The organism is Tsukamurella paurometabola DSM 20162 (assembly GCF_000092225.1).
Taxonomy (GTDB): Bacteria; Actinomycetota; Actinomycetes; order Mycobacteriales; family Mycobacteriaceae; genus Tsukamurella; species Tsukamurella paurometabola.
This window is the reverse complement of record NC_014158.1, coordinates 3,577,680-3,593,798: the sequence shown is the minus strand read 5'-3', so window position 1 is coordinate 3,593,798 and position 16,119 is coordinate 3,577,680. Positions and strand designations below refer to the sequence as shown.

2 protein-coding genes are annotated in these 16,119 nt (G+C 71.0%); both read left to right on the top strand.

The window, feature by feature from the left end; genetic code table 11:
• Positions 1-127: 127 nt before the first annotated feature.
• Positions 128-12,889 (top strand): type I polyketide synthase, encoded by a 12,762-nt coding sequence (locus TPAU_RS22980; RefSeq protein WP_160160276.1) that lies wholly within the window; start codon positions 128-130, stop codon positions 12,887-12,889.
• Positions 12,886-16,119 (top strand): type I polyketide synthase, encoded by a 3,234-nt coding sequence (locus TPAU_RS17380; RefSeq protein ID WP_013128057.1) that lies wholly within the window; start codon positions 12,886-12,888, stop codon positions 16,117-16,119. The genes TPAU_RS22980 and TPAU_RS17380 overlap by 4 nt, the downstream gene beginning before the upstream one ends.

The following is a 16,119-nucleotide window of genomic DNA, read 5'->3' as shown; positions in this document are numbered from 1 at the left end:
GGATAGGTTCATGCATGTGTAGTTCCCGCGCGCGTCTTCGCACGCCCCGATGCCCGGCGACGACCCCTGTCGCGGGGGCGGAGGGCGGCGGCCTGTGGTGGGTGGAGAACCCGGCGTGGGAGTGGCGATGGTGACCACGGAGAAAGTCGCCGTCGTGGGTATCTCGTGCACCTTTCCCGGCGGGGATTCCCCGAGTTCATGGTGGTCCTTCCTGGAGACCGGTGCGGAGGGCGTCGCCGACGCCGAGACGCTGGATGCCTTCGACGCGTGGCGGCTCGGCGCACCCCGCGGAGGCCTGATCGATGCGGTCACGGACTTCGATGCCGCGTTCTTCCGGATCTCGCCCCGCGAAGCGCGCGCGATGGACCCACAACAGCGAATCTTGCTGCAGTCCAGCTGGAAACTGCTGGAAGACGCACGGATCACGGATGCCGACCGGCGCGCGAACCGGATTGCCGTGTACGTGGGCGCGATGAGCTCCGACTACTCCGCCCTGGCGGCGAGGAGCGGCCGGGTGACCGATCGCCACACGCTGACGTCGACCGCGCGGTCGCTGCTGGCCAATCGCCTTTCCCACGCGCTGGGTCTCGGTGGCGAGAGTCTGACGGTGGACACCGGACAGTCGTCTTCACTCGCGGCGGTGCACCTGGCCGCGTCGGCGGTCGCACGCGGCGACACCGATATCGCCCTCGCGGGCGGAGTGAACCTGATCCTCGATCCGCAGGGAACCGAGACTGCGGGCGCATTCGGCGCGCTCTCGCCCGACGGTCGGTGCTTCACCATGGACGAGCGGGCGAACGGCTATGTCCGTGGCGAAGGCGTCGGCCTGATCGCGCTGAAGAGCCTGTCACGGGCCCGGGCCGACGGCGACCGCATCTACTGCGTGATAGACGGTTCCGCGATGCGCAGCGACGGCGCCGACGATGCCCTCACCGTGCCTGCGAGAGCGGGGCAGGCGAGAACGTTCCGCGCGGCCTACGAGAACGCGGGAGTAGATCCGGCAACCATCGAGTACGTCGAATTGCATGGAACGGGCACCGCGGTCGGAGATCCGATCGAAGCCCACGCACTGGGCGAGGTACTCGGTACGCCGCGCCGCGCTGCGGGGCGGGATCCGCTGCGCGTGGGATCGGTCAAGACGGTCATCGGACACCTGGAGGGCGCGGCGGGTATCGCGGGATTCATCCGGACCGCCCTCGCGATCCACCACGGCGTCCTGCCTCGAAGCGCGAACTTCGTGACTCCGAATCCCGCTGCGGCGCTGCATGAGAATCACCTCGCCGTTCAGGTGACGCCCGAGATCTGGGCCGGTCCCGGCCGCCGCGCCGCGGTGTCCGCGTTCGGTATGGGCGGCACCAATGTCCACGTCGTACTGTCCGCCGTACCGGCGCAAGCGGAGGAGGCGGCGGCCGGCGCGGACGACGGTTCCGGCGGTGCCCCCTCGGCACCGGACGCGACCGTCGTGCCCCTGCTGCTATCCGGCCCCGACGACGCCGCGCTGGCCCGGCAGGCCCGTACGTGGCACGACTGGCTCTCCGGTCGTTCCGACCGGGAACGCTCCGACGCCGCCCGCATCTCCCTGCTCCGTCCGCGGCTCGGCCGCACCGCCGTGATCGCGGAACCCAGCACCGCGGGGTGCACCGCCGAACTGGCGGCGCTGGCCGATTCGATCGCGGGCCCGTCGACCAGCGTCCTCGGGCAGGCCACCGGTGATGGCGCCGGCGCGGGCTCCGTGTCCTGGGTGTTCTCCGGCCAGGGCACGCAGCGCGCAGGCGCGGGCGCGGGCCTGTACTCCCAGCACCCCGTCTTCGCGAAAACCGTCGACCGGATCACGGAAGCGTTCATCCCGTTGCTCGGCGTCGACCTCCGTCGGTACCTCCTGGCCGAGCCGGACAGCCCCCTCTCCGCCGAACTGACCGACACCAGAATCGCCCAGGCGGCCGTGTTCACGGTCCAATCGGGACTGGCGGCTCTTCTCGGGGCGTACGGCGCCCGGCCCGATTCCGTGACGGGCCACTCGGTCGGGGAGTACGCGGCCGCCGTGGTGGCCGGGGTGATGTCCGAAGCCGATGCCGTGTACCTGGTCGCTCACCGGGGCCTGCTCATGTCGGCGCTTCCCTCCGGCGGCGGCATGGTCTCGCTGCGCGCAGACGCCGACGCGGTGGCCGAGCTGCTCGGCGCGGGCGACACCCCGGTCGAGATCGCGGCGGTCAACGCCGCCGATAACATCGTGCTGTCGGGAGAGAGCGACGCGATCGCCGAGGTGATCGCCGCGGCCGCCACGCGCGGCATCTCCGCCAAACCACTGCGCGTCAGCCACGCCTTCCACAGTCGCGCGATGGACCCCGTACTCGCCCCGTTCCGCGAGCACGCGACCGCTGTCACCCTGGCGGAGCCGACGATCCCGTTCGTGTCGACCGTGTCGGGGCGCGCCATGACGACCGAGCTCGCCGACCCCGAATACTGGGTGCAGCAAATCCGCCAGCCGGTGGCCTTCCACGCCGCCGTCACCGCCCTCGCGCAGGCCGGCACCAGAGGATTCATCGAGATCGGTCCGCAGTCCTCACTGACCGCCGTGATCGGCGAGACCGTCCCCGACGCCACGGCCGTGATTCCGGTACTGCACCACAGCAAGTCGGAACAGCAGACCCTGTCGACGGCGCTCGGCGTTCACGCGGTGACGACCGGCACCGGCCGGCGGACGTACGAGTTGCTCCGAGTCCACGGACAACCCCTGGTAGAGCCGCCGACCTACGAATTCGACCGCCGGCGCTACTGGGCCTTCGACGCCGAGACCTCCTCCGCAGAGACCGATCCGGGTGCGGCCGTGTTCGTCGGTTCGCCCGCACCGGACGCCCATGCCCGCCCCGAGCCCACAGCGGACCACGCCTCGTCGGATGATCCCGATGCTGTACCTCCCAAGACCGTTCGCGCCGCCCTCGCCGCGGTCCTCGGCGCCGATGCCGGCGAACTCGACCTCACTGCCACATTCACCGCGCTGGGACTCGATTCGATGGGTGCGGTGGAATTGGTGCAGCGGCTGCAGCCCTTCACCTCCACGCGGCTCACTCCCTCGGTGGTCTTCGATCACCCCACTCCCGCATCGCTCATCGCGTATCTCGGGTCCACCGATGGGGCCGCGGAGACATCGACGGCCGCGATCGCTTCCACCGCCGCGGATGACCCGGTGGTCGTCATCGCGATGGACTGCCTCCTCCCCGGCGGGGCCGACGGGCCCGCCGCGCTCTGGCGACTACTGATCGACGAGGTCGACGCGATCGGGCCGTTCCCCGACGATCGCGATTGGAACACCGAAGGACTGTTCGCCGACGACCCGTCGGTTCCCGGGACCAGCTATGCGCGTGAGGGCGGATTCCTGGAAGCCGCAACCAGTTTCGACCCCGCCTTCTTCGGACTGTCGCCGCGTGAAGCGACCGCGATGGATCCACAGCAACGGCTCCTGCTCCAACTCACCCATCGGGCTTGGGAGCGCGCAGGTCTGACCGAGGCAGACCTCCGCGGTAGTGACACGGGAGTGTTCGTCGGCGCCATGGCGCAGCCCTACGGCCCACCGATGGATTCAGCGGCGCCGGAGACCGAGGGGTATCTACTCACCGGAGTCTCTCCGAGCGTGCTCTCCGGCCGCATCGCCTATCACTACGGACTGACCGGCCCCGCACTCACCGTCGATACCGCGTGCTCGTCGTCCCTGGTCGCCGTGCATCTCGCCGCGCAGGCGATCCGGTCCGGCGCGTGCTCGCTGGCCCTCGCCGGCGGCGTCACCGTGATGCCGACGCCCGGAATGTTCGTCGAACTCTCCCGGCAGCAAGCGCTGTCGCCGAGTGCCCGGTGCCGTGCCTTCTCGGCGGACGCCGATGGAACCGGCTGGGGAGAGGGCGCCGGCCTGGTGCTGCTGACCCGCGCATCCATCGCGCGCACGCGCGGGATTCCCGTCCTGGCGGTGATCGAGGGCAGCGCGATCAACCAGGACGGCGCCAGCAACGGGCTGACCGCGCCCAGTGGAACCGCGCAGCAGCGGGTCATCGACGAGGCCACCCGGGCAGCCGGTGTCGACCTCGCGTCGGTCGACGCCGTGGAGGCCCACGGCACCGGTACCAAGCTCGGCGACCCGATCGAGGCGAATGCGCTGATCGCCACGTACGGGCAGCGTCCGGACACCGCCGACCCGCTGTGGCTCGGCTCGCTGAAGTCGAACGTGGGTCACAGTCAGGCGGCCGCCGGTGTGGTCGGGCTGATCAAGATGGTGCTGGCGCTCGGAGCGGAACGACTGCCGCGCACGCTGCACGTCACCGCGCCCAGCCCGTTCGTCGACTGGTCCGCGGGCCGGGTCGAGTTGCTCACCGAGCCGCGCCCCTGGCCCGTCACCCCCGGCCGGACCCGCCGCGCCGGTATCAGTTCGTTCGGTATCAGCGGGACCAACGCCCACCTGATCCTCGCGGAGCCCACCTGGCTCGAGGCCGATGACACTGCGGCGACCGCACTCCCGGCGCCGGCGAACCCCGGGGCCGATCGGCTTCACCTGCTCGCGGTGACCGCGCCGGATGCCGCCGCGCTCAGCCGGCGATGCACCGATCTGGCCGACTTCCTCGAGGGAACCGCCACCGATCTCGGGGATCTGGCGGCCGTGCTCGCGACGACCCGCACGCACTGGGCGCACCGGGTGGTGGTGCTCGCCGCGGACACGCCGACCGCCGTCGCAGCGCTGCGTGCCGCGGCGACCGGCGATCCGTTCTCGGGCTGCCGGGGTATCGCCGCGCCGGGCGAGACCACCTTCGTCTTCCCCGGCCAGGGCGCGCAGTGGCCGGGGATGGCGGCGGGGCTGATCGCGAGCGAGCCCGTGTTCGAGGCCGAACTGCGGCGGGCGGATGCCGTGATCGCCGAGCTCGCGGGCTGGTCGGTGATCGATGTGCTCACCGGAGCCCCCGGCGCACCGGACCCGGAGCGCATCGACGTCATCCAACCGGTGCTGTTCGCGACGATGGTCTCCCTCGGTGCTCTGTGGCGGTCCTACGGGGTCCGGCCCGACACGGTGATCGGGCATTCTCAAGGGGAGGTGGCCGCCGCGTACTTCGCAGGCGCACTGAGCCTGCGTGACGCGGCGACCGTGATCGTGGTGCGCAGCCGTGTCTCGCGTACCGCCGACGGTACCGGTGGCATGCTCTCGATTCTCGCTCCGCGCACGGAGGTTGCGACGCTATTGCGCGAATCCGGTGCGGCACTGGACATCGCGGCGGTGAACTCATCGCGATCGACCACAGTGGCGGGTCTGGCCCGGGATCTCGATACCTTCGCGGAGACCGTTGCCGCAGCCGGTTTCGACTGTCGACGGATACCCGGTGTCACCATGGCGGGACACTCACGGGTGTGCGAGCCGCTCCGGGAGGACCTGCTCGCGGGGCTCCAGGCGATCCGCCCCCGCCCGGCATCGGTCGAGATGCTCTCGACGGTGACCGCCGCCGAGGTGGACGGTGCAGCCCTCGACGCCGACTACTGGTACCGGAATCTCCGGGAGACCGTGGACTTCCACGGCGCGAGCCTCGCCCGGCTGGCCCAGGGACGCAGTGTCTTCATCGAGGTGAGCACCCATCCGCTCCTGGTCAACGCGCTCAGCACCACGATCGAGGAATCCTCGGCCGCGGGTGCGGGGGTCGGCACCCTCAGCCGCGGTGCCGGCGACCGGGCCACCTTCCTGCTCGCTCTCGCGCAGGCGTTCGTCTCCGGTGTGCCGGCCGACCTGCGGACGCGCGACGGCGACGGAGACCCGCTCGGTTTCCGGGACCGGGGTCTCCCGGCGCGACTACCCGCTTATCCGTTCGCGCGTACGCGATTGTGGTTGCCCGCCACGCCCGCCGGTGCGGTGGACGCCGCGGCACTCGGGGGCTCGGACGTGGCCGGCCCTCTGGTGACCGCGCGCCTGCACACTCCGGGTGCGGGAGGCGAGGTGTTCACCGGGCGGATCGCGGTCGACGACCCCGCCGCAGCAGTCGGTCTGCTGGTCGAACTCGCGCTCGAAGCCGGCGACGAAGCCGGATACGCTCTCCTCGCTCGGCTGGACGTCACGGGGCCGCTGCCCCCTGCGCGGGAATGCATCGCGCAGGTTCATCTGGCCGAGGTGGGCGGGGAGCGCACCGCCTTCACGATTCACGTCAGATCGACCGGTGGAGAAGACGACTGGGTCCAGGTGGCCGAGGGAGAATTGCGGGACAGTCCCGCGGTCGCCACCGTCCCGGACCCGCTGCCGGCGTCGGCGACCGTCGACCCCGAACTCGTCACCGGAACCGTCCATACGGGCGGCGCAGGTCCGGACGAGTCGCCGGTGTCGATCGCCGCGGTGCGGAGGGGCCCGGAGGCCCTGGACGTCGACCTGGACCTGCCTGACGACTCCGACCACCCGGACTCCGCCGCCGCGATTCTGGCGCCCGCACTGCTCGGTGCAGCGGGGACGCTGGCCGGCCACCTGCTCGATCCGGACGGTGCGGCCGCCCCTCTCGCCGTGTTGCGCGTCGAAGGCCTGGGCAGCCTGCTGCAAGGGGTGCGCGCCGTCCGGATCGCACTGCGCATGCGCGGCGGAACCGAGTCCGGAGCAGTGGTCGACATGACGATCACCGACCGCACCGGCGCACCGGTCACGCCCACCGCGACCTTGACGCTCGGCACCCCGAGGACGATGGCCGCATCCGCGATCGAGGCCCGGCGGACGATGTACGTCGTCGACTGGCGCGACGCCGCTCCGCACGACGTCGCAGTCGGCACGGGACAGGAGCGAGGGCCCGAGCCGTACCTCGTGCCCGACGGTACCGATGCAACTGCCCCGCAACGGGCACGCGAGGTGACCGAGACCGTGCTGGAGCGGCTCCGTGAGCATCTGGCCGCCGATGATCCAGAGGCCGTGCTGGCGATCCACACGCGGCATGCCGTGGTGACGGGACTCGAACACGAGGAAGCGAATCCCGTCCACGCCGCCGTCTGGGGGCTGGTCCGGTCCGCGCAGACGGAGACTCCCGGCCGCTTCGTCCTCATCGACAGCGACGGCCACCCGGATTCGGCGGCCGCAGTGTCGGCAGCCGGCCGCGCCGGCCATCCGCAGGTCGCCGTGCGTGCCGGCAGGCTGTGCCTGCCCCGGCTCCGGCGGTATTCGGAGCATCCGTCGGATTCGCCACGGCCGGCGAACAACGGCACCGTTCTCGTCACCGGTGCCACCGGCGGACTCGGCCGCATGGTGGCCGAACACCTGGTGCGAGAGCACGGAGTTCGCGACCTCGTGCTGGTGAGCCGCGGTGGACCGCGGAGTTCCGGCGCGGACGAGCTGATCGCGAACCTGATCGACCTCGGCGCGCGGCCCGAACTCGTCGCCTGCGATGCCGCCGACCGCGACGCCATCGCCGAGGTGATCGCCGGGATCACCGCCCACCGGCCGCCGCTGCGCGCAGTGATTCACACCGCCGGCGTGCTCGATGACGCCACCATCGCCAACCTCACCAGAGAGAAGATCGACGCCGTGTTCCGGGCGAAGGTCGACGCCCTGGAGCACCTCGACGAACTCACCGCCGATCTCGACCTCGACTACTTCCTGGTGTACTCGTCGATGGTCGCCTCGTTCGGCAATCCGGGGCAGGCCAACTATGCGGCGGCCAACGCGTACATGGAATCCCTGATCAGCAGGCGACGGCGACGCGGTCTCGCCGGTACGGCGATCGGCTGGGGCTACTGGGCCACCGACTCGGCGATGAGTGCTCACCTCTCCGAACTCGACATCAGCCGGATTCGGCGAACCGGTGTGATCCCCCTCGGCGCGGACCAGGGCATGGCGGTCGTCGATACGCTGCTCGCCGCGCCGGGGCAGGACGCACCGCCCGCGGTACTGGCGGTGCCCTTCGATCCCACCGTGATCACGAGCAGGGCAACCGATCCCGAACTCTCGCCGCTCATCCGATCGCTCGCGCCCCCGTCTCGCCGTCGTGCCGTCGCGACCCGAACGACTACCGGCACCGCCCTGCAGCGACTTCTCGCCCGCGCCCTGCCCGCCGAGTGGCGGCGCCTCACAGCGGAGCTGGTGCGTACCCAGGTTCGGACCGTACTCGGCACCGCTCCCGACTCCCCGCTCGACGGCGGCCGCGCTCTCCGGGACATCGGGTTCGACTCGCTCACCTCGGTCGAGCTCCGCAACCGGCTCGCGGCGGAGACCGGTCTGGCCCTGCCGACCACCCTGGTCTTCGACCACCCCACACCCGACCATCTCACCGACTACCTCCTGCGGCAGGTGGCCGAGGACGAGGAGGCGCCGGACGGTGTGGATGATGCCGCCCCCGACCGGCCGGACGCGTCGCCGCGGTCGCTCGACGACGACCCGATCGTGATCGTTTCCATGGCATGCCGCCTCCCGGGCGGGGTGCGCTCGGCCGACGACCTCTGGAACCTCGTGGCGCACGGGCGCCACGGGATCGGACCGTTCCCCGAGGACCGCGGCTGGCCGGCGGAGCTGTATCACGCCGATCCGGCGGCGAAGGGGCACAGTTACACCCGCCACGGTGGATTTATCTATGACGCAGCAGAATTCGATGCCGGATTCTTCGGGATGTCACCCCGGGAGGCGCTGGCCACCGATCCGCAGCACCGCCTGATGCTGGAGACCGTCTGGGAGGCGCTCGAGGAGGCCGCGATCGATCCGCATTCGCTGCGCGGCGCGAATGTGGGGGTGTACATCGGGTCTGTGGGCCAGGACTACGTCCATCTCGGTGACCGGGTCGACGAATCGCTCGAAGGATTCCTGGTGACGGGGCGCGCTTCTTCGGTCCTGTCCGGCCGGGTGTCCTACACCTTCGGATTCGAAGGGCCGGCGATCACCGTCGACACCGCATGTTCGTCGTCCCTCGTCGCGCTCCACCTCGCCGTCACCGCGCTCCGCCGGGACGAATGCGAGATGGCGGTCGTCGGCGGGGTGAGCATCATGGCCGACCCGGGGCTCTTCATCGAGTTCTCGCGGCAACGCGGGCTCGCCGCCGACGGCCACTGCAAGACCTTCAGCGAACAAGCGGATGGAACCGCCTGGGCGGAGGGCATCGGCGTGCTGCTCGTCGAACGACGCTCGCACGCGCTCCGGTACGGCCACCGGATCCTCGCCGAGGTCTCCGGTACGGCGATCAACCAGGACGGTGCCAGCAACGGGCTCACTGCCCCCAGTGGCCCGGCCCAGCGCCGGGTGATCGCGGCGGCACTCGCGGACGCGGGAGTCGCGCCGTCCGAGATCGACCTGGTCGAAGCGCACGGCACCGGAACTCCGCTCGGTGACCCGATCGAAGCCGGCGCGCTGATCGAGGCGTACGGCGAGCACCGTGACGGCGCCGCACCGCTTTACGTGGGTGCCTTGAAGACGAACACCGGGCATACGCAGGGCGCCGCGGGGATCGCCGGAGTCATCAAGACCGTTCTCGCGCTGCGGCATCAACTGATGCCCCGGTCGCTGTGGGGCCGCAACAGGTCCTCGGCGGTCACCTGGCAGGGCGTCGAGCTGCTTCCCGATGAGCGCCCGTGGCCGCACGGTGAGCGGCGGCGGCGGGCCGGCGTCTCCGCCTTCGGGATCAGCGGCACCAACGCGCACGTCATTGTTTCCGAGCCGGTGGTGCCGTCCGATACGCCGCACCGGGCGCCCGAGGGCGTGGCGCCGGAGGAGCTCGGACTGACCGTGTGGCCGGTGTCCGCGGACGATCCGGACGCGCTGTCGGTGCTACTGGAATCGGTGCCGCACGCACTGGAGCACACCGCGGATCCCGCCGATGCCGGCGCGGCGCTGACGACCGGGCGCGCGCAATTGACGCACCGTGCCGTACTCCTGCCCGGCGAACCCGAACCGATCGCGCGCGGTGCCGTCACCGATGCGGGCACGGTCTTCGTCTTCAGTGGTCAGGGCGGCCAATGGCTCGACATGGGACGTGCGCTGGCCGAGGCCAGCCCCACCTTCGCCTCCGCACTCGACGACGTCTGTGCAGCCGTTGATCGGTACCTCGACAGGCCGATTCGGGACATCATGTGGCACAGTGATTCCGGAGATTCCGGCACGGACGCTCTGCTCAACGACACGCGGTACAGTCAGCCCGCGATCTTCGCGATCCAGGTAGCCCTGCTACGTCTGGTCGAGGCGCTCGGGCTGCGACCCGATGCCGTGATCGGACACTCCGTCGGCGAGGTCGCCGCAGCGCACGCGGCCGGGATCCTCGGACTGGACGCGGCCGCCCGCTTCATCGCCGCACGGGGCACCCAGATGAGCGCAGCCCCGGCAGGCGGGGCGATGGCGGCGATCGCCGCCCCGCCGGACCGCGTGCACGGGCTGATCACCCGCGACGCGTCCCCGCATCATGGCACCGACCCCGTCGTGATCGCCGCGATCAACGGACCAGCCGCCGTGACGGTCTCGGGCTCCGCCGCCGCGGTCGCGGCGGCCGTCGACGCCGCCACCGCCGCCGGGATACGGACCAAGACGCTCCAGGTCTCGCACGCCTTCCACTCTGCGCAGATGGCCGCGGCCGCTCATGGACTCGCAGGCGTCGCCGACGAAATCGACTTCCAGAAACCGCGGATCCCGTTCCTCCCCACCGGCGGTCGATCACGGGCAGTGCACAACCCGGCGTACTGGACCGAACAGGTGACCGCGCCGGTCGACTTCCTCGGTGCGGTGAACGAGGCCGCCGAACGGGGACCCGCCAGATACCTGGTGCTCGGACCCGATAGTGCTCTCGTCGCCGCACTACGGGAGGCGACGAACGGATCCGTTGCCACCGCACTCATGTCCCCCAAGACCGGAACCACAGCGCAGGGTGCGGCCCGCGACGCCGCGACGGCGCTCGGCCGTCTCTGGGCCGACGGCGCACCCGTCACCTGGGCAGCCCTCTACCGCGACCGCGATCCGCACGCCGTGCGCATGCCCTCCTACCCCTTCCAGCGCAAGCATTACTGGATCATCCCGGACCGCCGCTCGGCATCGGCGCCCCCGACCGGACTGTGCTACGAATCCAGCTGGATCCCCATTCCGGCGGCGGCCGGCGGCGCTCCGGTCGACCGGGTGGTCCTCGCGGTGGCCGCCGACACCCACACGGATGTGGTCGACACCGTGCGGAAGGCCCTCCTGGAGGCCGGGCACGAGCCGATCGTGGCCACCGTCGACGAGATCGAGCGATCAACCATCGTGTCCGGTGCGACCACGGTGCTGGCCCTGCTCTCGTTCACCGATTCGGAGCGGGCACCGGAGGACACCCTTCGACTCGCCCAACTCGCCGAACGGTCCGGCGCCGCACTGGTGGTCGTCACGGGCGCCGACGGCGGCGCGCACACCGCCGTCGCCGCGCTGGCGCGCACCATCGGCCTCGAGGCCCCGCACACCATCAGCACGATCGTTCAGATCGCCTCGCCCACCGACCTTGCCCAGGCCGGCCGACTCGCCGGGATCATCGGTGGATCACCCGAGCGTGAGATCGCCGTCTCCACCGAATCCGGCATCGCCGGAAGGCGGCTCGTCCGCGTCGACTCCGCCGATACCGCACCGTTCCGCCCGAGCGGCACCGTCCTGATCACCGGCGGCACCGGAGGGCTCGGCTCCGAGATCGCCCGATGGTGCGCCCGGAACGGCGCGGAGCGGGTGGTGCTCGCGAGCCGCGGCGGTGAGCGATCCCCCGGCGCCGCGTCGCTCGTCGCGGAGCTCGACGAGCTGGGCACCGACTGCACCGTGCTCACCGCGGACTGCGGAGACCGTCCCGCCTTCCGCTCGGCCCTGTCCGCATTCGAGGGAGCGAGCGGCGGCGAGATCACGGCGGTCTTCCATGCGGCAGGAATCGTCGACTTCACGAGTTTCACGGCAACGGAGCCGGCTGATGTTCGCAGGCTGGCGGCGGGAAAAGTCACCGGCGCCCGTGTCCTCGACGAGTACTTCCACGACCGGGAACTCGACGCCTTCGTCCTGTTCTCATCGATCGCCGCCACCTGGGGCAGTGCGGGGCAATCCGCGTATTCCGCGGCGAACGGATACCTGGACGGGCTCGCGGCACAGCGGCGTGCGCGGGGGCTCGCCGCGATTTCCGTCGCCTGGGGACCGTGGGCCGAGGTCGGCATGATCACGACGGACGGCGTCGCGGACGCCCTCGACAAGCACGGTCTGATCGCGATGCCGGCCGCCGCTGCGATCGCCGCCCTCGCCGACACGCTGGGCAACCCCACGGTGGGCGCCGCGGTGGTGATCGCCGACGTCGACTGGCGGCGATTCCTCCGCACCTACTCCGCGACGGGCGACACCTGCCTGTTCGAGCTGGTGGCGAACGACCACGACGGCGAATCGGCCCGGCCGGACGACCGCAGCGACCATCCACGCCGGACACCGCAGACGCTGTTGGACCGCCTCGCCCAGTCACCCGTCGAAGCGCGCGACGCCGCAGTTCGCGAGGTGACGGACAGACTGGTCGCCGAGGTTCTCGGCGCCGCTACGCACTCCCGGATCGATGGCACGCGCGCATTCCGCGACCTCGGTTTCGATTCGCTCATGACCGTAGAGCTGCGGGACCGGCTCATCGCGGAGACCGGACTGGCGGTGTCGGCGATGACGATCTTCGACAACCCGAGCCCGCACGAGCTGCACCGCCATCTGCTCGGTCTCGTCAGCGCCGCGCTCGACCCCGACCCGCTGTCCCAGCTCGACCAGTTGGAGACCGGATTGAGCGCGCTGGCCGAGGACGATGCCCGCCGCACCGAACTCGCCGCCCGACTGCGCGACCTGGCGGACCGTTTCGCCGAGCCCCGGGCGGCGGCCGACGAACCGGCACCGGCGGAATTGGCCGATGCCGACGCGGACGCCGTGATCGCATTCCTGGACGGACTGGAGTCATGAGCGAAGCCTCCGAGATCACCGCAGCACAGCTCCTCGACCGCCTCAAGAAGGCGGCGGTCGACCTCAAGCAGGCCCGCGACGATCTCCGCGGGCTCCGTGCCGCCGCGAACGAGCCCATCGCCATCGTGGGAATGGGCTGCCGCTTCGGCGGAGGTATCGACTCGCCCACAGATCTGTGGGAGGCCGCGTGTGCGGGCGAGGAAACCGTCGAGAACTTCCCGACCGACCGGGGCTGGCCGGAGTTCGACAGCGCGAGCCGGCGCGGATCCTTCCTCCGCGACGCCGCGGGCTTCGACGCAGGCTTCTTCGGCATCGGCGGATACGAGGCGACCGCCATGGACCCGCAGCAGCGGCACGCGCTGGAGATCGCCTGGGAGGCCATCGAAGACGCGCGCATCGACCCACGGTCGTTGCGCGGCAGCCGAACCGCGGTGTACCTCGGCGCCACGTCGTTCGGCTACGGTGGCGACTACCTGGGCGCCGGCGACGGTCTCGCCGGACACCTGGTGACCGGCAACGTGACCAGCGTGCTGTCGGGCCGGATCAGTTACCTCCTCGGTCTGACCGGACCGGCGGTCACACTCGACACCGCATGCTCCTCGGCGCTCTACGCGGTGCACCTGGCCATGGCGGCGCTGCGATCGCGCGAATCCGATCTCGCGCTCGCAGGTGGAATCACGGTGATGTCCACCCCCGGCGTCTTCGCCGAGTTCACCCGACAGGGCGGGCTGGCCGCCGACGGGCGCTGCAAGTCCTTCTCCGCGACCGCGGACGGAACCGGATGGGGAGAAGGCGCCGGAGTCGTCGTCCTGCAGCGACTCTCGGATGCCATGGCCCAAGGACGCCGGGTTCACGCGGTCATTCGCGCCGGCGCCGTCAACCAGGACGGCGCCAGTAACGGTATGACGGCCCCGAGCGGGGCGGCGCAGCGGGCGGTGATCACGGCCGCTCTCCACGCTGCGGGCCTGGCGGCCGAGGACGTCGACGCCGTCGAAGCGCACGGCACGGGAACTGTCCTGGGAGACCCGATCGAGGCGTCCGCGGTGCTGGGTACCTACGGGCAGGGCCGCCCGCCCGGACGTCCCCTGTGGCTCGGGTCGATCAAACCCAACATCGGGCATACTCAGGCCGCCGCAGGTGCTGGGAGCCTGATCAAGGCGGCGTTCATGGTCGGTACCGGCGTCCTGCCCCCATCGCTGCACAGCGGTACACCCTCGGGCGTCGTCGACTGGTCGTCCGGGGCCGTCGAACTGCTCACCCGGGAACAGCGATTCCCGGATGCGGGCCGGGAGCGCCGAGTGGGCGTCTCCGGCTTCGGAATCAGCGGCACCAACGTGCATCTGATCGTGGAACAGGCCCCCGGCGATCCGATCGGCGACGCCGGTGTCCAGGCCGTGCCCCGAGCGATCGTACCGGTGGTCTACTCGGGCCGCACCACCGCGGCAGCGCGCCGCGCCGCGCAGGCGCTCGCCGCACGCCTTTCGGAAGCAGCCGGAGCCGAAGGGGCGGGCCTCCTGCGCGATCTCGCCTTCTCTCAGATCACCACCCGGGCGCATCACGAGGAGCGGGCAGTGGTCCTCGCGGATTCCGCTCCCGCGGCCGTCGCCGCCCTCCGAACACCACCGGCCACCGTGCGCGCGCTCGCCGAACCCCGGCCGGTCTTCCTCTTCCCCGGCCAGGGTGCGCAGTGGGCCGGTATGGGAACCGACCTGCTCGAGGGGTCCCCGATCTTCGCCGAACGGTTCGCGCAGTGCGCGGCCGCCCTCGCCGAATACACCGATCACTCGCCCTACGAAGGGCTTCGGGCCGCCGCCACGGTGGACACCGTCCAACCCACGCTCTTCGCCATGATGGTGTCGCTGGCCCACTTGTGGGCCGCACACGGGGTGCGGCCCACCGCGTTGATCGGCCACAGCCAGGGTGAGATCGCCGCCGCCGTCGTCGCCGGAGCCCTGTCCCTGGACGACGGTGCCCGTATCGTTGCGGTGCGCAGTCGCGCCCTGGTACCCGCCTGTGGGAACGGCGGTATGGCGGCGATCGCAGCCGCTCCGGGCGTCGTCGAGGACCTGCTCGCGTCCCGCCACTGGGACATCGATATCGCAGGCCGGAACGGACCCACCTCGACGGTGGTCTCGGGGCCATCCGACCAGCTCGAGCGGCTGCGCAGCGAACTCCTCGCCCGCGACATCCGGTGCTGGATCATCGATGTGGATTACGCCTCCCACGGGCGACAGATGGACCAGCTGCGCGAGCGGCTGCGCCGGGACATCGGCCCGGTCACGGCCCGCTCCACGGCGACCCCTTTCTTCTCCACGGTCACCGGAACGGAGATCGATACCGCCCGAATGGATTCCGACTACTGGTTCGCCAACCTGAGGAACCCGGTGCTGCTGCAGGACGCCGTGACCGCCGCCCACGACCGCGGCCACCGCGCCTTCGTCGAGATCAGCCCCCACCCCGTGCTCAACATCGCCCTGCTGTCCACCTTGGAGCAGTGCGCATCGACACCCACCGCGGTGCTGGCCACCCTGCGCCGTGATCAGGGCTCCTCCGACGACTTCCTCCGCTCACTCGCCGATGCCTACTGCGCCGGTCTCCCGGTCGACTTCGCCGGATACCTCGCCGGCGGACGACCGACCGATGTGCCGCACTACCCGTTCGAGCACCGCCGGTACTGGTACACCCCACCCCGTCGCACCGGCGGCGAAGGAGGCGACGACATCGGCGGCGCCGCCACGCTCGACCTGCCGGAGCCGGACGATTCCGGTTCGGAGAGCTCCGATCACGAAGCTGCCGCGTTCGCCGCGGAAATCCGGAGTCTCGGTGCGGCCCGTGGCCGGCGCGCGGTGGTCGCCGTCGTCCTGGAGGCGCTCGCGAGCGCGCTGGGAGCCGATGCCGCATCCGATCTCGCCGCCGACCGCTCGTTCCTCGACCTCGGGGTGGGATCTCTGGCCGCAGTGGCACTGCGCACCGCGCTCAGCGCGCGAACCGGACTCGCGCTGTCGACCACGATCGCCTTCGAGTTCCCGACTCCCGCCGCCCTCGCAGAGCACGTTCACAGCCGTCTCACCGGAGAAGCCGACGCTCCAGCGGCCGGAACCGAATCGAGCGCGACGGAGCAAACCGGTGCATCGCGCAGCCAGGATGCCGCGATCCTCGCCGAGTTGGCGCAACTCACCGAGGTCGACGACGACGACATCTTCGCCGCCCTCGACCGAGAGTTGGGATGA